Genomic DNA, 20724 nt, shown 5'->3' on the forward strand with positions numbered 1-20724 from the left:
ATTGTTTAAATACTACAATATGTGTATTGAGCGCCAGAAGGCAGTCCGTATCGTGCCAGCGATGGATAAATGGACTGACCTGGTTAAAGCCAGGATGCGTGAACTGAAAGTCACGCAGGAAAATCTCGCCGAACGCATCGGAGTCACCCAGGGCGCCGTGGGCCACTGGCTGCGCGAGGAGCGCGAGCCGAAACTGCGGGTGCTCAACCAGATTCTGGTGGAAGTGGGGCTGCCGCCGCTGCAGATGGTTTTCCCCAATCAGGTGTCGGAAAGCAACGGTTCCTACACGGTATCGGGCAACCCGACTACTCTGGCTGGCGCCGATGGCCTACAGCACGAACTGTATTTTCGCTACCCGATTCTGGCCTGGGGCAATCTTGACCCGGTTGAGGTGGCCGATGACACGCCGTTGCAGTCAACCGACTATAAAGCGCAGGGGCGGGCGTTCTGGCTCAGGGTCGAAGGCGACGCGATGACCGCGCCGTTGGGCTTGAGCGTGCCGGAGGGCATGCTGATCCTGGTCGATACCGGGCTTGCGGCCGAACCCGGCAAACTGGTGATCGCGCGTTCGCCAGGCAGCACGGCGACGAGTTTTCGCCAGTTGAGCGAGGAGGGCGGCCAGCGCTACTTGCGCCCGCTCAACCCGACCTATCCCAAGGCCTTGTGCAGCGAGCAGTGTGAGTTGCTGGGGGTGGTGGTGCAGGCATTGGTCAAGTTTTGAGCTGAATCTCATCGCGGGGCAGGTCGCCGCCCCGCGATGAGGCGCTCAAGCCTCGTCCAGCTCCACCAGCACAGCCCCTTCACTGACCATCTCGCCTTCCTGGCAGAACAGCGCCTTGACCGTCCCGGCATGGGGCGCGCGGATGCTGTGTTCCATCTTCATGGCTTCCAGCACCACCAGCTGCGTGCCAGCTTCCACCGCCTGGCCAACCTCCACCAGCACCCGTACGATGCTGCCGTTCATTGGCGCGCCAAGGCCGCCCTGATGGCTGTGGCTGGCATCGGCCTCGGCAATCGGGTCGTAGCGGTTGACGCTGTGCAGCTCGCCGTCCCATTGCAGGTACAGGGTCTGGCCACGGCGGATTGCCAGGTGCCGGCGGCGCAGGCCGTCTTCGTCGATCAGTAGCTGCTCGCCGTCCAGGGTCAGCTTCGATGCATCCGTCTGAGTCAGGTTGATGACCCGAGCTTCACCGTTGCAGGTCAGGTGCAGGCTGACCTGCGCCGGCACGCCGGCACGAAAGCCGTTGTTGGCGGCCCACGGCGAGTGACGGTCATCGTCACGCGGTCGCAGCGGCTGGCTCTGGATGAAGGCTTCGGCCGCCGCCTGCCAGAACGCCGCCGGCAAGGCTTGCGGTGCCGGTAGCAATTGTTCCTGATAACGCGGGATGAACCCGGTATCCAGCTCGGCCTCGGCAAATGCCGGGTGGGCGAGGATGCGCCGCAGAAAGGCGATATTGGTTTTCAGCCCGCCGATGGCAAACTCGTCGAGCATCGCCAGCAAGCGCAAGCGCGCCTGCTCGCGGGTTTCGCCCCAGGCGATCAGTTTGCCGAGCATCGGGTCATAGAACGGCGAGACGTCGTCGCCTTCGCTGACGCCGCTGTCCACCCGTCGGCCTTCGCCCGGCGCCGACTCGCGGTACAGCGCCAGGTGGCCGGTGGCCGGGAGAAAGTCATTGGCCGGGTCTTCGGCATACAGGCGCACTTCGATGGCATGGCCGTTGAGCGGCACCTGCGCCTGGGTGATTGGCAATGGCTCGCCACAGGCGACGCGGATCTGCCAGGCGACCAGGTCCAGGCCGGTGATCGCTTCGGTGACCGGGTGTTCGACCTGCAGGCGGGTGTTCATCTCCATGAAGAAGAACTCGCCGCGGGCATCGAGCAGAAACTCCACAGTACCGGCACCGACATAGCCGATGGCCTGGGCGGCCTTGACCGCCGCTTCGCCCATGGCCTGGCGCTGGGCGCTGCTCAGGCCCGGGGCAGGGGCTTCTTCGACGACCTTCTGGTGCCGGCGCTGGATCGAGCAGTCGCGCTCGTTGAGGTACAGGCAGTTGCCGTGCTGGTCGGCGAACACCTGGATCTCTACGTGGCGCGGCTTGAGCACGTATTTTTCCACCAGCATGCGCGCATCGCCGAACGACGACTGCGCTTCACGCTGGGCCGAGGCCAGGGCTTCGCCGAGCTGGCTTTCGTGCTCGACCACCTTCATGCCTTTGCCGCCGCCACCAGCGGTAGCCTTGAGCAGCACCGGGTAGCCGATTTTCTCGGCGGCGGCGCGGAAGGTTTCCAGGTCCTGGGCTTCGCCGTGATAACCCGGCACCAGCGGCACGCCGGCCTGTTCCATCAGGGCCTTGGCCGCCGACTTGCTGCCCATGGCATCGATGGCGCTGGCCGGTGGGCCGAGGAAAATCAGCCCGGCCTGCTCGATGGCACGGGCAAAGCCTGCGTTCTCGGACAAAAAGCCGTAGCCGGGGTGGATCGCCTGGGCGCCGCTGGCTTTGGCCGCGGCCAGCAGCTTGTCGATGTCCAGGTAGCTGTCAGCGGCCTTGGCGCCGCCGAGGTCGACGCGAATGTCAGCTTCGCGGCTGTGCCGCGCTTCACGGTCGATGGCGCTGTGCACGGCCACAGTGGTCAGGCCCAGGGCCTTGGCGGTGCGCATCACCCGGCAGGCGATCTCGCCGCGGTTGGCGACCAGCAGGGTGGTCAACGGGGTGCGGCTCATGGGCGCGGCTCCTTGTGCGACGGTTGGCCCTGCCAGGCCGGGCTGCGTTTTTCCAGGAAGGCGCGCAGGCCTTCCTGGCCTTCAGGGCTGACGCGAATGCGGGCGATGGCGTTTTCGCAGTAGCGGCGGATGGCCGGGGTCAGCTCGCCGGGGCCGACTTCACGCAGCAGCTCCTTGCTGGCACGCATGGCCTGCGGGCTGTTGAGCAGCAGGTTGTCGATCCAGTTGTCGACCTGCTGTTCCAGCTCGGCGGCCGGGTAGGCTTCGGCCAGCAGGCCCAGCTCACGGGCGCGCTCACCGCTGAAGCGTTCGGCGGTGAGGGCGTAGCGGCGCGCGGCGCGCTCGCCCATGGCCTGGACCACGAACGGGCTGATCACAGCTGGCGCCAAGCCGATGCGCACTTCCGACAGGCACAACTGCGCGTCACTGGCGCCAATGGCCATGTCGCAGCAGCTGATCAGGCCCAGGGCGCCACCAAAGGCTGCGCCTTGCACCACCGCCAGGGTCGGCACCTTGAGCCGCGCCAGGTTGTACATTAGCTCGGCCAGCTCGCGGGCGTCGTCAAGGTTGGTGTTGTAGTCCAGTTGCGCCGACTGCTGCATCCAGGCCAGGTCGGCACCGGCGCTGAAGTGCCGGCCACGGCCGCGCAGCAGCACGAAACGCAGGCTGCTGTCGGCGCCGATATGGTCGATGGCGATGATCAGCTCGCGGATCATCTGTGCGTTGAAGGCGTTGTTCTTGTCTTCCCGGCTCAGCCACAGGGTGGCGAAACCACGGGGGTCCTTGATCAGTTCAAGGGTAGTGAAGTCGCTCATGGTCACATCCGGAAAATGCCGAAACGGCTCTGTTCGATCGGTGCGTTGAGGGCCGCGGACAACGCCAGGCCAAGGATCTCGCGGGTTTGCGCCGGGTCGATGACGCCGTCGTCCCACAGCCGGGCGCTGGAGTAGTAAGGGTGGCCCTGGTGCTCGTACTGGTCGAGGATCGGCTGCTTCAGACGCGCTTCGTCTTCGGCGCTGAAGGCCTGGCCGCTGCGCTCGCTCTGCTCGCGCTTGACCTGGGCGAGCACGCCGGCGGCCTGTTCGGCGCCCATCACGCCGATCCGTGCGTTTGGCCACATCCACAAGAAACGCGGGTCGTAGGCGCGGCCGCACATGCCGTAGTTGCCGGCGCCAAAGCTGCCGCCGATGATCACGGTGAACTTCGGCACCTGGGCGCAGGCCACCGCGGTGACCAGCTTGGCGCCATGCTTGGCGATGCCACCGGCCTCGTACTTCTGGCCGACCATGAAGCCGGTAATGTTCTGCAAGAACAGCAGCGGGATGCCGCGCTGGCAGGCCAGTTCGATGAAGTGCGCGCCTTTTTGCGCGGCTTCGGCGAAGAGGATGCCGTTGTTGGCCAGGATCGCTACCGGATACCCGTGCAGGTGGGCAAAGCCGCACACCAGAGTGGTGCCGAACAACGCCTTGAACTCATCGAATACCGAGCCGTCGACCAGCCGCGCAATTACCTCGCGCACATCGAACGGCTGCTTGGCATCGGCCGGCACCACGCCGTACAGCTCTTCACTGCTGTACAGCGGCGCCACCGGCGCGCGCTGCTGCAACTCGCCGAGCTTGTGCCAGTTGAGGTTGGCCACGCAGCGCCGGGCGATGGCCAGGGCGTGTTCGTCGTTGTCGGCATAGTGGTCGGCGACGCCGCTGGTTTTGCAGTGTACGTCGGCGCCGCCGAGGTCTTCGGCGCTGACCACTTCGCCGGTGGCAGCCTTGACCAGCGGGGGGCCGGCAAGAAAGATCGTCGCCTGCTGGCGGACCATGATCGCTTCGTCGGCCATGGCCGGCACATAGGCGCCGCCGGCGGTGCACGAGCCCATGACCACGGCGATCTGGGGAATGCCGAGGGCGCTCATGTTGGCCTGGTTGAAGAAGATCCGCCCGAAGTGCTCGCGGTCGGGGAACACTTCATCCTGGCGCGGCAGGTTGGCGCCACCGGAGTCCACCAGGTACAGGCACGGCAGGCGGTTCTGCAGGGCGATGGCCTGGGCGCGCAGGTGTTTTTTCACCGTTAGCGGGTAGTAGGAGCCGCCTTTGACCGTGGCGTCGTTGGCGACGATCATGCATTCGACGCCTTCAACCCGGCCAATGCCGGCGATCACGCCTGCGGCCGGGACGTCTTCGCCGTACACCTCATGGGCGGCCAGCTGGCCGATTTCAAGGAACGGCGAACCTGCGTCGAGCAGGCGGTCGATACGTTCGCGTGGCAGCAGTTTGCCCCGCGAGGTGTGCCGCTCCTGGGCCTTGGGCCCACCGCCCTGGTGCACCTGGGCGATCAGGCTGCGCAAGGCGTCGACCTGGTTCGCCATGGCGGCGTAGCTCTGCGCGAACTCTGCTGACTTCGGATTGATGTGAGACTTGATGATCATTGTGGTTCCTCACGCAGAATCAAGCGACAAGCTTCAAGCTGCAAGACTGATCTGTGTTATGGCGGCAGTCGCGAGCCGTCCGCACTGAGCGGGCTGCATCGACTTGCCGCTTGTAGCTTGCTGCTAAGCGCTTCAGCGCGTCTCTTGGAAGAGTTCTCGGCCGATCAGCATCCGGCGGATCTCACTGGTGCCGGCGCCGATCTCGTAGAGCTTGGCATCGCGCAGCAGGCGGCCGGCCGGGAATTCGTTGATGTAGCCGTTGCCTCCCAGAATCTGGATCGCCTCAAGGGCCATCTGGGTGGCGCGCTCGGCGGTGTAGAGGATGACCCCGGCGGCGTCCTTGCGCGTGGTTTCGGCGCGGTCGCAGGCCTGGGCCACGGCGTACAGGTAGGCGCGGCTGGCGTTGAGCTGGGTGTACATGTCGGCGATTTTGCCCTGGATCAGCTGGAACTCGCCGATGCTCTGGCCGAACTGCTTGCGGTCGTGGATGTAGGGCACCACCAGGTCCATGCAGGCCTGCATGATCCCGGTCGGGCCGCCGGAGAGCACCACACGCTCGTAGTCCAGGCCGCTCATCAGTACTTTGACGCCGCCGTTGAGCACGCCGAGGATGTTCTCTTTGGGTACTTCGACGTTGTCGAAGAACAGCTCGCAGGTGTTCGAGCCGCGCATGCCCAGCTTGTCGAACTTGTTGCTGCGGCTGAAGCCTTTCCAGTCGCGTTCGACAATAAAGGCGGTGATGCCGTGGGCGCCTTTGTCGAGGTCGGTCTTGGCGTAGATCACGTAGGTGTTGGCGTCCGGGCCGTTGGTGATCCAGGTCTTGCTGCCGTTGAGGACGAAGTGGTCGCCGCGCTGTTCGGCGCGCAGTTTCATCGATACCACGTCGGAACCGGCATTCGGCTCGCTCATGGCCAGGGCGCCGATGTGCTCGCCGCTGATCAGCTTGGGCAGGTACTTGGCTTTCTGCTCGGCGTTGCCGTTGCGGTTGATCTGGTTGACGCAGAGGTTGGAATGGGCGCCGTAGGAGAGGGCGACCGAGGCCGAGCCGCGGCTGATTTCTTCCATGGCCACCACGTGGGCCAGGTAGCCCAGGCCGGCGCCGCCGTATTCTTCACTGACGGTGATGCCCAGCAGGCCCATGTCACCGAACTTGCGCCACATGTCGGCGGGGAACAGGTTGTCCTGGTCGATCTGCGCGGCGCGCGGCGCCAGCTCTGCGGCGACGAAGGACTGCACCTGGTCGCGAAGCATGTCGATGGTTTCGCCCAGGGCGAAGTTCAGGGTCGGATAACGCATGCGGGCACCTATTGTTGATTGTTCTTGGATTAAGGGTGCTTGTGCTGGCCTCATCGCAGGTTATGCCCGCTCCTACAGTTCTTTGTGGGAGCGGGCTTGCCCCGCGATAGCCTCACAACACAAACCCTGATTGTCAGTAACCTTTACGTTAACGTAAACCTGCCATCGTTAGCTGTCAATCTCGCCATGACCTTTACGTTAACGTAAATATGCGCCAGAGTAAGTCGCGCTTGAATCAGCTCCCAGAACAACCACAAAAAGGGACCGCCATGAATCAACCGAGCTATACCCAGGGCCGTCAGGACAAGCCGTTGCTGGCCATGACCATCGGCCAGGCATTCGACCAGACGGTCGCCCGCTTTGCCCAGCGCGAAGCGCTGGTGGTGCGACATCAGCAGCAGCGTTACACCTGGCAGACGCTGGCCGCCAGCGTCGACCTGCATGCCCGCGCGCTGATGGCGCTGGGGCTGAAAACCGGCGATCGCTTAGGCATCTGGGCACCCAATTGCGCGCAGTGGTGCATTGCCCAGTTCGCCAGCGCCAAGATCGGCGTGATCCTGGTCAACATCAACCCGGCGTATCGCACCAGCGAGCTTGAATACGTGCTCAAGCAGTCGGGCTGCCAGTGGCTGATCAGCGCCGGTGCCTTCAAGACTTGCGATTATCACGCCATGCTTGGCGAGCTGCTGCCCAACCTCGCCCAGCAAGCGCCAGGGCAGCTACGCAGCGAACGCCTGCCGGAGCTGCGCGGGTTGATCAGCCTTGATGCCCAGCCGCCAGCAGGCTTTCTGCCCTGGGAGCGCCTGGCCTGGCTGGCCAGCGAAACCGACCCGGCCGACTTCCAGGCCCGTCAGCACAGCCTGCAGTTCGACCAACCAGTGAACATCCAGTACACCTCCGGCACCACCGGCTTCCCCAAGGGCGCGACCCTCAGCCACTACAACATCCTCAACAACGGCTACATGGTCGGCGAGAGCCTGGGCCTGAGCGAGCACGACCGCATGGTGATCCCGGTGCCGCTGTACCACTGCTTCGGCATGGTCATGGGCAACCTCGGCTGTGTCACCCATGGCAGCACCATGATCTACCCCAACGACGCCTTTGACCCGCTGCTGACGTTAAGCTGTGTCGCACAAGAGCAGGCCACCGCCCTGTATGGCGTGCCGACCATGTTCATCGCCATGCTCGATCACCCGCAACGTAGCGAGATGGACCTGTCGACCCTGCGCACCGGGATCATGGCCGGCGCCACCTGCCCGATCGAGGTGATGCGCCGGGTGATCGGCGAGATGCACATGGGCGAGGTGCAGATCGCCTACGGCATGACCGAAACCAGCCCGGTGTCGTTGCAGACCGGCGCCGATGACGACCTTGAACTTCGCGTGACCACGGTAGGGCGGACCCAGCCGCAGCTGGAAAGCAAGATCATCGATGAGCAGGGCTGCATTGTGCCGCGCGGGCAGATCGGCGAGCTGTGCACCCGCGGTTACAGCGTGATGCTCGGTTACTGGGGTAACCCGGCGGCCACCAGCGAAGCCATCGATCCGGCCGGCTGGATGCACACCGGTGACCTCGCGAGCATGAACGAGGCCGGCTATGTGTGCATCGCCGGGCGCAACAAGGACATGATCATTCGCGGCGGTGAGAACATCTATCCGCGCGAGCTGGAAGAGTTCTTCTTTACCCACCCGGCGGTGGCGGATGTGCAGGTGATCGGCATACCCGATGAGCGTTATGGCGAAGAGATCGTCGCCTGGATCAAGTTTCACCCCGGCCACAGCGCCAGCGAGATCGAACTGCAACAGTGGTGCAAGAGCCGCATTGCCCACTTCAAGGCCCCGCGCTACTTCCGCTTTGTCGATGAGTTTCCGATGACGGTGACCGGCAAGGTGCAGAAGTTCAGGATGCGCGAGATCAGCATTGAAGAGCTGATCAAACGCTGATTCGGCGGCGCCTGCATCGCCGGCAAGGCCGGCTCCCACACTAGACCTGTGGGAGCTGGCCTTGCCAGCGATGAGGCCGGTGCTGACTGCCAATAATCCTCTACGCTTTCACCGGCGGCTCGTTACTCGGCGGGTCGCCCACGGTGGGCGGCACCGTCGGTTGCACCGGCACCTCATCAGGGTCCTGCTCTGGCACCGGCGGTGGCAGTGTCGGGTCGTCGATATTCGGATCGGGCGTTTCAGCCGGGATGGGAATGTTCATGGCCTGACCTCGCAACGGGGTTGTGGATGGCATGCTCAGGGTTTCGACCCCGGGCCCGGCCAATCGCTCATTTTTTTTGAACCCCGGGCCGCGCCCCCGCTCTGAACCTTTACCGCCACTTCATAACGGAGCAACGTTCGATGACCCGCGATGAGCCCTTCGAAACCGACCGTATGACTGCGGCTAGCGACCACCCGGACCAGGCCCTGAGCCTGTCCCAGGCCTTGCTCGAACCGCGGATCGTGATCGAGAACACCGTGCCGGTGCTTGATGGCGGGCTGTTTGCGGTCAAGGCGGTGGTCGCTGAGCCGGTGCAGGTCAGCAGCAAGGTTTACGCCGACGGTCATGACGCCCTGGCAGTGATGCTCAACTGGCGCCAGGCCCACAGCCGGCGCTGGCACTGCGTGCCGATGCAGTTTGCCGGCAATGACCTGTGGCAGGCCGAATTCACCGTCAGCGAGCAGGGCCGCCACCTGTTCAGCATCGAGGCCTGGATCGACCCGTTCGCCACCTATTGCCACGACCTGGAGAAGAAATTCAACGCAGGCGTCGCGGTGCCGCTGGAGTTGCAGGAAGGGCTGCTGCAGATCGAGCACAATATTGGTCGCAGCAACGGCCCCCTGCGTGACCAGCTGCAGGCCCTGTACCAGCACCTGCCCGGTTTGCCCGTCGACGAGCAGGTGGCCTTGCTGCTGCACCCGGACACCGCCGTTCTGATGGCCGAGGCCGAGCACCGTACCTACCTCAGCCGCAGCCCTGAATACCCGCTGGATGTCGAACGCATCCAGGCCCGGTTCGCCAGTTGGTACGAGCTGTTTCCGCGCTCGGTCACCGACGACCCCGAACGGCACGGTACCTTCAATGACGTGCACCAACGCTTGCCGATGATCCGCGACATGGGCTTTGACGTGCTGTACTTCCCGCCCATCCACCCGATCGGTGTGCGCCACCGCAAGGGCCGCAACAATGCCTTGCAGGCCGAGCCCGGTGACCCCGGCAGCCCTTATGCGATTGGCGGCGCCGAGGGCGGGCACGAGGCGATTCACCCACAACTGGGCAGCCGCGAGGATTTTCGCCGGCTGGTGGCCGCCGCCGCCGGGCATGGCCTGGAAATCGCCCTGGATTTTGCCATCCAGTGTTCCCAGGACCACCCCTGGCTCAAGGAGCACCCGGGCTGGTTCTCCTGGCGCCCGGACGGCAGCATCCGCTACGCCGAGAACCCACCGAAAAAGTACCAGGACATCGTCAACGTCGACTTCTATGCCGCCGATTCGGTACCGGCCCTGTGGCTGGCGCTGCGCGATGTGGTGGTGGGCTGGGTCAAGGAGGGGGTCAAGACCTTTCGCGTCGACAACCCGCACACCAAGCCCTTGCCGTTCTGGCATTGGCTGATCGCCAATGTGCGCAGCCAGTACCCGGACGTTATCTTCCTCGCCGAGGCCTTCACCAAGCCTGCGATGATGGCGCGCCTGGGCAAGGTCGGTTACTCCCAGAGCTACAGCTACTTCACCTGGCGCAACACCAAGGCCGAGCTGCAAAGCTACTTCGAGGAGCTCAACCAGCCGCCGTGGTGCTACTGCTACCGGCCGAACTTCTTCGTCAATACCCCGGACATCAACCCGTACTTTCTGCATGAATCGGGGCGTGCCGGCTTCCTTATTCGCGCCGCGCTGGCGGCCATGGGCTCGGGCCTGTGGGGCATGTACTCAGGGTTCGAGCTGTGCGAGGCGACGCCGGTGCCAGGCAAGGAGGAATACCTGGATTCGGAGAAGTACCAGATCCGCCCGCGCGACTTCAGCCAGCCAGGCAACATCATCGCCGAAATCGCCCAGCTCAACCGCATCCGCCGGCAGAATCCGGCCTTGCACACCCACCTGGGCGTGGCCTTCTATAACGCCTGGAACGACAACATCCTGTACTTCGGCAAACGCACTGCCGAGCGCGACAACTTCATCCTCATCGCCGTCAGCCTCGACCCGCACAACGCCCAGGAGGCGCACTTCGAGCTGCCGTTGTGGGAGCTGGGCCTGGACGACCATGCCGACACCTTCGGCGAAGACCTGATGAGTGGCCATCGCTGGACCTGGCATGGCAAGACCCAATGGATGCGCATCGAGCCCTGGCACCTGCCGTTCGCTGTCTGGCGTATCGAAAAAGCCCACTAGAAAGGAGTCGAGCATGGCCAAGCGCGCCCGCCCAGCCGCCTTTATCGATGATCCGTTGTGGTACAAGGACGCGATCATCTACCAGGTACACGTCAAATCCTTCTTTGATTCCAATAACGATGGCATCGGTGACTTCCCCGGCCTGATCGCCAAGCTCGACTACATCGCCGAGCTTGGGGTCAACACCCTGTGGCTGCTGCCGTTCTACCCTTCGCCACGGCGCGATGATGGCTACGACATCGCCGAGTACAAGGCAGTGCATCCCGACTACGGCACCCTGGCTGACGTCAAGCACTTCATTGCCGAGGCGCACAAGCGCGGCCTGCGGGTGATAACCGAACTTGTCATCAACCACACCTCCGACCAGCATCCGTGGTTCCAGAAAGCCCGGCGCGCCAAGCCGGGGAGCAAGGCCCGGGACTTTTACGTGTGGTCCGACAGCGACCAGAAGTACGACGGCACGCGGATCATCTTCCTCGACACCGAGAAATCCAACTGGACCTGGGACCCGGTGGCCGGACAATACTTCTGGCACCGCTTCTACTCGCACCAGCCGGACCTCAATTTCGACAACCCGCAGGTGCTCAAGGCGGTGCTCGGGGTCATGCGCTACTGGCTCGACCTGGGCGTCGACGGCCTGCGCCTGGACGCCATCCCTTACCTGATCGAGCGCGACGGCACCAACAACGAGAACCTGCCCGAAACCCACCAGGTGCTGAAAAAGATCCGCGCCGAGATCGATGCCAACTACCCCGACCGCATGCTCTTGGCCGAGGCCAACCAGTGGCCGGAAGACACCCAGTTGTACTTTGGCGAAGGGCAGGGCGATGAATGCCACATGGCTTTTCACTTCCCGCTGATGCCGCGCATGTACATGGCCGTGGCCCAGGAAGACCGCTTTCCGATCACCGACATCCTGCGTCAGACCCCGGAGATCCCGGCCAACTGCCAATGGGCGATCTTCTTGCGCAACCACGATGAGCTGACCCTGGAGATGGTCACCGACCGCGAGCGCGACTACTTGTGGAACTACTACGCCGAGGATCGCCGAGCGCGGATCAACCTCGGCATTCGCCGGCGCCTGGCGCCGTTGCTGCAGCGCGACCGGCGCCGGGTCGAGCTTTTGTGCAGCCTGCTGCTGTCGATGCCCGGCACGCCGACCCTGTACTACGGCGACGAAATCGGCATGGGCGACAACATCTACCTGGGTGACCGCGATGGCGTGCGCACGCCGATGCAGTGGTCGATCGACCGCAATGGCGGGTTTTCGCGCGCCGACCCGGCGCGCCTGGTGCTGCCGCCGATCATGGACCCGCTGTACGGCTTCCAGTCGGTCAACGTCGAGGCCCAAGCCCACGACCCGCATTCGCTATTGAACTGGAACCGCCGCCTGCTGGCGGTGCGCAAGCAGCAAAAAGCCTTCGGCCGCGGCGCACTGAAGATGCTCACGCCGAGCAACCGGCGGATTCTCGCCTACATCCGCGAGTACACCGGCAGCGACGGCAAGACCGAGATCATCCTCTGCGTGGCCAACGTCTCGCGCGCCGCACAGGCGGCTGAGCTTGAGCTGCAGCAGTACGCCGACAAGGTGCCGGTGGAGATGCTCGGCGGCAGTGCCTTCCCGCCGATCGGCCAGTTGCCGTTTCTGCTGACCTTGCCGCCTTACGGCTTTTACTGGTTCCTGCTCGCTGACAAGGACCAGATGCCCAGCTGGCACATGGAACCGGCCCAGAGCCTGCCGGAGTTCACCACCCTGGTGCTGAAAAAGCGCATGGAAGAGCTGCTTGAAGCGCCGTCGCGGGCCACTTTGCAAGACAGCATCCTGCCCCAGTACCTGCCCAAGCGCCGCTGGTTTGCCGGCAAGGAAAGCCGCATCGAACAGGTGCAGATCGCCTACGGCGTGCGTTTTGGCGACGCCACCAGCCCGGTGCTGCTCAGCGAGATCGACGTGCAGGGCGGCGGCCAGAGCAGCCGCTATCAACTGCCGTTCGGCCTGATCGGCGAAGAAAACATCAACAGCCCGGCGCCGCAGCAACTGGCCCTGGCGCGGGTGCGCCGCGGCCGCCAGGTGGGGCTGATCACCGATGGCTTCGTGCTTGAGAGCTTCGTGCGCGCGGTGCTGACCGGCTGCAAGGACGGCTTGCGCTTGCCGTGCAGCGAGGGCGAGCTGCGTTTTACCGCCACAGAACAACTGGCGGTATTGAACCTGGGCGACGACGCGCAAGTGCGCTACCTGAGCGCCGAGCAGTCCAACAGTTCGGTGGTGGTCGGTGGCAGCCTGGTGCTCAAGCTGATCCGCCGGGTCAACCCCGGGGTGCACCCTGAGCTGGAGATGAGCGCCTACCTGACGGCCGCAGGCTTTGCCAATATCTCGCCGCTGCTGGCCTGGGTCAGCCGCGTCGACGCTAAGGCGCAACCGCACCTGCTGATGATCGCCCAGGGCTACCTGAGCAACCAGGGCGACGCCTGGGATTGGACCCAGAACAACCTCGAGCGGGCCATCCGCGACGAGATGGAGCCTTCGAGCAACGATCGGGACGTGCACACCGATGCCCTGCAGGACCTTGCCGATTTTGCCGCCTTGCTCGGCCAGCGCCTGGGCGAGATGCACCTGCTGCTGGCGGCGCCCAGCGCCGATCCGGCGTTCCAGCCGCGGGCCAGCAGCAGCCGCGACAGCCAGGCCTGGAACACGCACATCAGCGCCCAGCTGAGCCGCGCCCTGGACCTGCTGCAAGCACATCGCGCCAGCCTCGACAGCGCCAGCCAGGCCCTGGTCGACGACCTGCAACAGCAACGCAAGAGCCTGCTCAAGCACATAGCCGAACTGAGCAAACAGGCGGTCGGCGGGCTGTTAATGCGTGTACATGGCGACTTGCACCTGGGCCAGGTGCTGGTGGTGCAGGGCGATGCCTACCTGATCGATTTCGAAGGCGAACCGGCGCGACCGCTGGATGAGCGGCGAGCCAGGCACAGCCCGTACAAGGATGTCAGCGGCGTACTGCGTTCCTTCGACTATGCTGCAGCGATGGTGCTGCGCAGTGCTTCTGCTGTCGACCTTTGCGAGGCTGCCCGTCAGGCGCGTCAGCGCGTCGCCCGCCGTTACCTGCACCAGGCCCGGCATGCTTTTGTCGAGGCCTATGGGCTGGCCACCGCGGCCATGCCCCATGCCTGGCAGCAGGCTGACGGCGAGCAGGCGGCGCTGGCGTTGTTCAGCCTCGAAAAAGTCGCCTACGAAATCCTCTACGAAGCCGAGAACCGTCCGCATTGGCTGGCCGTGCCTTTGCATGGCCTGCATGGTCTGATCAGTACCTGGGGAGAGCAGTAAATGACGCAACGCAAGCGCGAGGAAGGAGGACTGGGGCAGCGCGATATCGATGCCCTGGTAAGAGCCGAACATACCGACCCGTTCGCGGTGCTCGGTCCGCACCCGGATGGTGCTGGTGGCCAGTTTGTCCGCGCCTACCTGCCCAACGCTCTGAACGTACGGGTGCTGGCCCGTGACGACAGTCGCGTGCTGGCAGAGCTGGAGCAGGGGCCGGTACCGGGGTTGTTCATCACTCATCTGCGCGAATCGCAGCCGTACCTGTTGCAGATCAACTGGGCCGGCGGCGAGCAGATTACCGAAGACCCCTACAGCTTTGGGCCGTTGCTCGGCGACATGGACCTGTACCTGTTTGCCGAGGGCAACCACCGTGATCTTGCGGCGGCGATGGGCGCGCAACCGCTGAATGTCGAAGGCGTCGATGGCGTGCGCTTTTCGGTGTGGGCACCGAACGCCCGGCGGGTCTCGGTGGTTGGTGATTTCAACAACTGGGACGGCCGCCGTCACCCCATGCGCCTGCGCCATCCGTCCGGGGTCTGGGAACTGTTTGTGCCGCGCCTGCGGGCCGGCGAAGCGTACAAATACGAAGTGCTCGGGCGCGACGGCATCCTGCCGCTCAAGGCCGACCCGCTGGCCCGCGCCACCGAATTACCGCCGAGCACCGCCTCAAGGGTCGCCGGCCCCCTGGCCCATGAGTGGCAAGACCAGGACTGGATGCAGCTGCGTGGTGAACGCCAGGCCAGCAGCGCGCCGCTGTCAATCTACGAACTGCACGCCGGCTCCTGGCAATGTGAGCTGGACGACAATGGCGAAGTGGCGCGCTTTTACAACTGGCGCGAGCTGGCCGAGCGCCTGGTGCCCTATATCCAGCAGCTGGGCTTTACCCATATCGAGCTGATGCCGATCATGGAGCATCCGTTTGGCGGCTCCTGGGGTTACCAGCCACTGTCGATGTACGCGCCGACCGCGCGCTACGGCAGTGCCGAAGACTTTGCCGCCTTTATCGACGCCTGCCACCAGGCGCAGATCGGCGTGATCCTCGACTGGGTGCCGGCGCATTTCCCCACCGACACCCACGGCCTGGCGCGCTTCGACGGCACCGCGCTGTACGAGTACGACAACCCGCTGGAGGGCTTCCACCAGGACTGGGACACGCTGATCTACAACCTTGGGCGCACCGAAGTGCACGGCTTCATGCTGGCCTCGGCGCTGCACTGGCTCAAGCATTTTCATATCGACGGCCTGCGCGTCGATGCCGTGGCCTCGATGCTCTACCGCGACTACTCGCGCAAGGCCGGCGAGTGGGTGCCGAATCGCCATGGCGGGCGCGAGAACCTCGAAGCCATCGACTTTTTGCGTCACCTCAACGACGTGGTGGCCCTGGAGGCCCCCGGCGCCCTGGTGATTGCCGAAGAGTCCACGGCCTGGCCAGGCGTCAGCCAGCCGACCCAGCAGGGCGGCCTGGGCTTTGCCTACAAGTGGAACATGGGCTGGATGCACGACACCCTGCATTACATCCAGAACGACCCGATCCACCGCACCTATCACCACAACGAAATGAGCTTCGGCCTGATTTATGCCTACTCCGAGCATTTCATCCTGCCGATCTCCCACGACGAGGTGGTGCACGGCAAACATTCGCTGATCGACAAGATGCCCGGCGACCGCTGGCAGAAATTCGCCAACCTGCGCGCCTACCTGACCTTCATGTGGACCCATCCGGGCAAAAAACTGTTGTTCATGGGCTGTGAGTTCGGCCAGTGGCGCGAGTGGAACCACGACAGCGAACTGGACTGGTACCTGCTCAAGTACCCCGAGCATCTGGGTGTGCAACGGCTGGTCAGCGACCTCAACCGTTTGTACCGCGACGAGCGTGCGCTGCACGAACAGGACTGCGTGCCGCAAGGCTTTCAATGGTTGATCGGCGATGACGCGCACAACAGTGTGTATGCCTGGCTGCGCTGGAGCGTGAACGGCGAGCCGTTGCTGGTGGTGGCCAACTTCACCCCGGTGCCGCGCGAGGGCTATCGCATCGGCGTGCCGTTTGGCGAGCGCTGGGCCGAGGTGTTCAACAGCGATGCCGAGGGCTATGCCGGCTCCAACTACGGCAACCTTGGCGAGGTGGCCAGCCAGGCCCAGCCCAGCCATGGCCAGCCGCTGTCGTTGCGGCTCAACCTGCCGCCGCTGGGGGTGTTGATCCTGCGGCCGCAGTGATGGCCAGCGCTCGCATCACCAGCGCACCCTGACCCCCAGGTTGCCGATCAGGCCGTTGAGGTCATTGTCATCGACATCACTGCTGTAGTCGGCGCTGACAAACAGCGCCACTTTCGGCGTGACCCGCGCCACCAGGCCCAAGCCCAGTTCGACGGTGGCGGAGTTGCGCCCGCTGCTGATCTTGTCGACCTTGTCCAGGCTCACGGTGTCGGCATTGGAGAAGTCGTACCAGACGTTGGTGCGCACGAACGGCTCGATCGGCATGCCGCGCACGTTGTAGCGCGCCGACAATTTGGCACCGACCCGGCCGGTCCAGTTGGGCTGCTGGTCAAAGGCTTGCTGGGTGTCGGTCTGGGTCTGGCTGCCGGGAAAGTACTGCTGGTTGATCAACTGCGCTTGCGGTTCCAGGGTCCAGTTGTTGCCCAGGCTGATCGGGTAGCCGCCCTCGACCGAGAGGGTCAGGGCGTGGCCGTTGCCATCCAGGCGCTGGCCGCTCTCGCTGCGGCCATTGATATCAAAGCGCGTGCCCATGGCCACCGCATCCAGGTGCCAGCCCTGGTCGTGGGTCATGCTCCAGTACACACCCAGGCTTTGCCCGTCGAGGTTGAGCACGCTCTCTTTGTTGCCGACCTGGGGTTTGCGCAGGCCGTCGAAACCGCTTTGCAGGTTGCTGTGGCCGACAAAGAAACCGGCGCGGTGAGTATTGCCGCCGCCGGTTTCACGAACGAACAGATCGGGGCTGATTTGCAGGCTCTGGTTTGGCGTGGCGAGGTTGTCGGCCTCTGGGCTTGAGGTGCGCACTGCAGTCGGGAAAAACTGCGCCCACTGGCTGGCGATGCTGTCGTTCGGTGCTGGCGCATGGCGTTCGGCCAGGCGTTCGGAAAACGCACCGAGGGTGCTCAGGCCCAGGCCGCTGGCGCTGACCGGGTTGAGCGAAAGTACAGGTTGGGCCTGCACCAGGTTGTTGAACGGGTCGTTATCCTCCAGGCCCAATGCATGGGTTTCCAACGGGGTTGCCAGTAGCAGCGACGTGGAAACCGCATAGAAAACATACTCAAAGCCCGCAGGATTCGGAGTTTTTTTCATGGCGGTTCTCCTCTGTTTTTATAAGCCAGGGTTCTGGCCTGATGTCACGGGCTGTAAAGCAAAACCAGAGGGCGACCCAAACCAGCAAACCGGTCCCTGTCGCGCGCTGAAAAGCGCGCGCTAGAGGCTCGGAATGGAATCTGCAGTTGCTGCATTACTTGTAGCTAAGGAGAGGACGGGGCGGGCGTCAAGAAAGCGTGAAATAACCGTTGTCAAGCTATTGGTAGTGGCAATTAGCTGAAATTAAACAAAAATTTACTTCCTATAGCCGCAACCGCTCTTTCCAGCGGTGCGGCTATGCCGAATGATTGCTAAAGCTGCACTTCCACGGCCAATGGCAGGTGATCGGAGAGGTGGCTCCAGGGTTTGTTGCCGAGAATTTGCGGGGCATGGCTGTGGGCGTTGCGCAGGTAGATGCGGTCCAGGCGCAGCAGCGGCAAGCGCGCCGGATAGGTGCGGGCAAGCAGGCCGTGATGGCGCTCGAAGGCTTCGTGCAGGTCGCGGTGCAGGTTGAGGGTGCGGTTGCCGCGCAGTTTCCAGTCGTTGAAGTCGCCGGCGATGATCACCGGGGCATCGCCAGGCAGCGAGTCGAGCAGCTTGCGCAGCAGTTGCAGCTGCTGTTGCCGGTGGCTTTCGAGCAGTGACAGGTGCACGCAAATGGCATGCACCTCGCGCTGCCCGGGCACATCCAGCACGCAGTGCAGAAGGCCGCGGCGCTCGGGGCCGGTGATCGAGACATCCAGGTTGCGGTGTTCGATGATCGGGTACTTGGACAACAGCGCGTTGCCGTGATGGCCGTCCGGGTACACGGCATTGCGCCCGTAGGCGAAATCGCTCCACATGCTGTCGGCGAGAAACTCGTACTGCGAGGTTTGCGGCCAGCCGGCGTAACGGGCGGCATGGCGGTCGTGGGAGCCGAGCACCTCCTGGAGAAAGACGATATCAGCGCGGGTGCTGCGCACCGCTTCACGCAGTTCGGGGAGGATGAAGCGCCGGTTGAAGGCGGTAAAGCCCTTGTGGGTATTGACGGTCAGCACCCGCAGGCGCTTGACCGCGGCCGTCTGGTTTTCAGACATCATCGTCACGGAACAGCTCCAGCAACAGCAACGAGCGGCCACTGACCTGGAACTCGCTGCCAAAGTCATGATGCTCGCCTTTGCGCAGTTGCGGCCGGTCGGTGTCGATCAGGCAGTTCCAGTATTCGCCTTCCGGCACCTCGGGCAAGGTAAAGGCCACGGTATCGTGGTGGGCGTTGACGATCAGCAGCAAGGTGGCATCGGCGCCGGGGCGCAGAATACCGCTGACCTGGGCGCGGCCATCCATCAGCATGCCCAGGCAGCGCCCGTGGGCGTCCTGCCATTGCTCGACGCTCATCTCGCTGGCGTCCGGCGCCAGCCAGGTGACGTCCTTGACCCCGATCGCCTCATTGTAGTCACCGACCAGAAAACGCGAACGGCGTAGCACCGGGTAGGCCAGGCGCAGCTTGGTCAGGCGCTTGACGAACTTGAGCAGCGCCGCGCCATCCTCGTCCAGCTCCCAGTTGATCCAGCCGATCTCGCTGTCCTGGCAGTAGGCATTGTTGTTGCCGTGCTGGGTGCGGCTGAACTCGTCGCCGGCGACGATCATCGGCGTACCCTGGGCCAGCAGCAGGGTGGCGAAGAAATTGCGCATCTGGCGCAGGCGCAGGGCCTTGATCGCGGGGTCGTCGGTAGGGCCTTCGACGCCGTGGTTCCATGACAGGTTGTTGTTGCTGCCGTCCTGGTTGCCTTCGTCGTTGTCCTCGTTGTGCTTGTCGTTGTACGACACCAGGTCGCGCAGGGTGAAGCCGTCATGGGCGGTGATGAAGTTGACCGAGGCGTAGGGCCTGCGCCCGCGGCGGTTGAACAGCTCGCCGGAGGCGGTCATGCGCGCGGCAAAGTCGGCCAGCTGGCCTTCGTCGCCTTTCCAGAAAGCCCGCACGGTATCGCGAAAACGGTCGTTCCATTCCGCCCAGCCGGGGGCGAAATTGCCCACCTGGTAGCCACCGGGGCCGCAGTCCCAGGGCTCGGCAATCAGCTTGACCTGGCTGAGCAGCGGGTCCTGGCGGCAGGCAACGAGAAAGCTGTGACGCTCGTCGAAGCCCTCGTGGTAGCGGCCGAGAATGGTCGCCAGGTCGAAGCGAAAACCGTCGACGTGCATCTCGCCGGCCCAGTAGCGCAACGAGTCGGTGACCAGTTGCAAGACGCAGGGGTGGCTCAGGTCGAGGGTGTTGCCGGTGCCCGAATCGTTGATATAGAAGCGCTTGTCATCGGGCATCAGCCGGTAGTAGGAGCAATTGTCGATGCCGCGCATCGACAGGGTCGGGCCCAGCTCGTTGCCTTCGGCGGTGTGGTTGTAGACCACGTCGAGAATCACCTCCAGACCGGCGTCATGCAGGTGCGCGACCATCTCCTTGAACTCGGCGATCTTGCCGTTGGCCAGGTAGCGCGGGTGCGGGGCAAAAAAGGCGATGCTGTTGTAGCCCCAATAGTTGTTCAGGCCCTTTTGCAGCAGATGCTGGTCGTTGACGAAGGCATGGATCGGCAGCAACTCGATCGAGCTCACCCCAAGCTGCTTGATATGCCCCAGCAGTTCGTCGCACATCAGCCCGGCAAAGGTGCCGCGATTGGCCTCTGGCACCGCCGGGTGGCGCATGCTGATACCGCGCACGTGGGCCTCATAGAGGATGGTGCGCTCCCAGGGAATGCCCACGCGCTGGTCGCGCCCCCAGGTGTAGGCCGGGTCGATGACCTTGCACTTGGGCACGAACGGCGCACTGTCGCGCTCATCAAAGCTAAGGTCGCCGTCGGGGTGGCCGATGGTGTAACCGAACAGCGCCTCGGACCATTTCAGGCTGCCGACCAGTTGCTTGGCGTAGGGGTCGATCAGCAGTTTGTTGGGGTTGAAGCGGTGGCCGTTTTCCGGATCGTACGGGCCGTGTACGCGGTAGCCGTAGATCTGCCCGGGATGGGCATCGGGCAGGTAGCCGTGGAAGATCTCGTCGGTGTACTCCGGCAGCTCGATGCGTTCGAGCTCGACCTCGCCGCTGGCATCGAACAGGCACAGTTCAACCTTGGTGGCGTTGGCCGAGAACAGGGCAAAATTGACCCCCAGCCCATCCCAGCTGGCACCCAGCGGGAAGGGCAGGCCCTCGCGGATGCGCGAGGGTTCGAGGTGAACTTCGGCGGTAGGCTTTGGCTTGCTCATGGAAATCCTTGATCAGACCGGGGGTTGTCACAGGGGATATCGCGGGGCAAGTCGAGGCGTCGCACCG

General features: G+C 64.0%; 13 protein-coding genes. 5 read left to right on the top strand and 8 right to left on the bottom strand.

The window, feature by feature from the left end; genetic code table 11:
* Positions 1-19: 19 nt before the first annotated feature.
* A complete protein-coding gene (locus LOY34_RS11580) occupies positions 20-721 on the top strand; it encodes a LexA family transcriptional regulator (protein ID WP_195883840.1) in 702 nt (233 codons plus the stop codon).
* Positions 722-766: 45 nt separating this feature from the next.
* Here LOY34_RS11580 and LOY34_RS11585 read toward each other — a convergent pair whose 3' ends face one another.
* The 4 genes from LOY34_RS11585 to LOY34_RS11600 form a co-directional block, all read right to left on the bottom strand.
* Positions 767-2722: an acetyl/propionyl/methylcrotonyl-CoA carboxylase subunit alpha gene (locus LOY34_RS11585; RefSeq protein WP_195883841.1), complete on the bottom strand. Its 1956-nt coding sequence runs from the start codon at positions 2720-2722 to the stop codon at positions 767-769.
* Positions 2719-3537 (bottom strand): gamma-carboxygeranoyl-CoA hydratase, encoded by an 819-nt coding sequence (locus LOY34_RS11590; RefSeq protein ID WP_045198517.1) that lies wholly within the window; start codon positions 3535-3537, stop codon positions 2719-2721. The genes LOY34_RS11585 and LOY34_RS11590 overlap by 4 nt, the downstream gene beginning before the upstream one ends.
* 2 nt (positions 3538-3539) lie before the next feature.
* The gene (locus LOY34_RS11595) at positions 3540-5144 is read right to left on the bottom strand and encodes a carboxyl transferase domain-containing protein (protein WP_045198519.1); all 1605 of its coding nucleotides are present in this window, start codon (positions 5142-5144) and stop codon (positions 3540-3542) included.
* Between the two features lie 132 nt (positions 5145-5276).
* On the bottom strand, positions 5277-6440 hold the full coding sequence (locus LOY34_RS11600) for an isovaleryl-CoA dehydrogenase (RefSeq protein WP_045198521.1): 1164 nt from the start codon (positions 6438-6440) through the stop codon (positions 5277-5279).
* Positions 6441-6709: 269 nt separating this feature from the next.
* Here LOY34_RS11600 and LOY34_RS11605 point away from each other — a divergent pair, with 269 nt between their 5' ends.
* Positions 6710-8383, top strand: a complete 1674-nt coding sequence (locus tag LOY34_RS11605; RefSeq protein WP_195883842.1) for an AMP-binding protein — start codon at positions 6710-6712, stop codon at positions 8381-8383.
* Positions 8384-8483: 100 nt separating this feature from the next.
* On the opposite strand, the gene LOY34_RS11610 is transcribed toward LOY34_RS11605, so the two are convergent.
* Positions 8484-8678 (bottom strand): hypothetical protein, encoded by a 195-nt coding sequence (locus tag LOY34_RS11610; protein WP_195886044.1) that lies wholly within the window; start codon positions 8676-8678, stop codon positions 8484-8486.
* Positions 8679-8785: 107 nt separating this feature from the next.
* Between LOY34_RS11610 and LOY34_RS11615 the strand changes: the two genes are divergently transcribed.
* Genes LOY34_RS11615 through glgB form a run of 3 tightly spaced genes read left to right on the top strand, consistent with a single transcriptional unit; the run spans position 8786 to position 16346 of the window.
* Positions 8786-10810, top strand: coding sequence for an alpha-1,4-glucan--maltose-1-phosphate maltosyltransferase (locus LOY34_RS11615; RefSeq protein ID WP_195883843.1), 2025 nt, complete (start codon positions 8786-8788; stop codon positions 10808-10810).
* Between the two features lie 13 nt (positions 10811-10823).
* A complete protein-coding gene (treS, locus tag LOY34_RS11620) occupies positions 10824-14135 on the top strand; it encodes a maltose alpha-D-glucosyltransferase (RefSeq protein ID WP_195883844.1) in 3312 nt (1103 codons plus the stop codon).
* Positions 14136-16346, top strand: a complete 2211-nt coding sequence (glgB, locus tag LOY34_RS11625; protein WP_195883845.1) for a 1,4-alpha-glucan branching protein GlgB — start codon at positions 14136-14138, stop codon at positions 16344-16346.
* A gap of 15 nt (positions 16347-16361) precedes the next feature.
* Here glgB and LOY34_RS11630 read toward each other — a convergent pair whose 3' ends face one another.
* The 3 genes from LOY34_RS11630 to glgX form a co-directional block, all read right to left on the bottom strand.
* Positions 16362-17432 (bottom strand): autotransporter outer membrane beta-barrel domain-containing protein, encoded by a 1071-nt coding sequence (locus LOY34_RS11630; protein WP_045198531.1) that lies wholly within the window; start codon positions 17430-17432, stop codon positions 16362-16364.
* A 311-nt stretch (positions 17433-17743) separates the two neighbouring features.
* A complete protein-coding gene (locus LOY34_RS11635) occupies positions 17744-18511 on the bottom strand; it encodes an endonuclease/exonuclease/phosphatase family protein (protein WP_195885990.1) in 768 nt (255 codons plus the stop codon).
* Positions 18501-20657 carry a glycogen debranching protein GlgX gene (glgX, locus tag LOY34_RS11640; protein WP_195883846.1) on the bottom strand — a complete coding sequence of 719 codons (2157 nt, stop codon included), beginning with the start codon at positions 20655-20657 and terminating at the stop codon, positions 18501-18503. The genes LOY34_RS11635 and glgX overlap by 11 nt, the downstream gene beginning before the upstream one ends.
* Positions 20658-20724: the final 67 nt, after the last annotated feature.

The organism is Pseudomonas sp. B21-009 (assembly GCF_024749345.1).
Lineage (GTDB): Bacteria > Pseudomonadota > Gammaproteobacteria > Pseudomonadales > Pseudomonadaceae > Aquipseudomonas.

Coding starts and splice junctions, on each gene's coding strand:
- LOY34_RS11635 (WP_195885990.1), bottom strand. CDS start 18,511: ATGATGTCTGAAAACCAGACGGCCGCGGTCAAGCGCCTGCGGGTGCTG.
- LOY34_RS11605 (WP_195883842.1), top strand. CDS start 6,710: ATGAATCAACCGAGCTATACCCAGGGCCGTCAGGACAAGCCGTTGCTG.
- LOY34_RS11615 (WP_195883843.1), top strand. CDS start 8,786: ATGACCCGCGATGAGCCCTTCGAAACCGACCGTATGACTGCGGCTAGC.
- treS (WP_195883844.1), top strand. CDS start 10,824: ATGGCCAAGCGCGCCCGCCCAGCCGCCTTTATCGATGATCCGTTGTGG.
- LOY34_RS11585 (WP_195883841.1), bottom strand. CDS start 2,722: ATGAGCCGCACCCCGTTGACCACCCTGCTGGTCGCCAACCGCGGCGAG.
- LOY34_RS11610 (WP_195886044.1), bottom strand. CDS start 8,678: ATGCCATCCACAACCCCGTTGCGAGGTCAGGCCATGAACATTCCCATC.
- LOY34_RS11595 (WP_045198519.1), bottom strand. CDS start 5,144: ATGATCATCAAGTCTCACATCAATCCGAAGTCAGCAGAGTTCGCGCAG.
- glgB (WP_195883845.1), top strand. CDS start 14,136: ATGACGCAACGCAAGCGCGAGGAAGGAGGACTGGGGCAGCGCGATATC.
- LOY34_RS11580 (WP_195883840.1), top strand. CDS start 20: ATGTGTATTGAGCGCCAGAAGGCAGTCCGTATCGTGCCAGCGATGGAT.
- glgX (WP_195883846.1), bottom strand. CDS start 20,657: ATGAGCAAGCCAAAGCCTACCGCCGAAGTTCACCTCGAACCCTCGCGC.
- LOY34_RS11590 (WP_045198517.1), bottom strand. CDS start 3,537: ATGAGCGACTTCACTACCCTTGAACTGATCAAGGACCCCCGTGGTTTC.
- LOY34_RS11600 (WP_045198521.1), bottom strand. CDS start 6,440: ATGCGTTATCCGACCCTGAACTTCGCCCTGGGCGAAACCATCGACATG.
- LOY34_RS11630 (WP_045198531.1), bottom strand. CDS start 17,432: ATGAAAAAAACTCCGAATCCTGCGGGCTTTGAGTATGTTTTCTATGCG.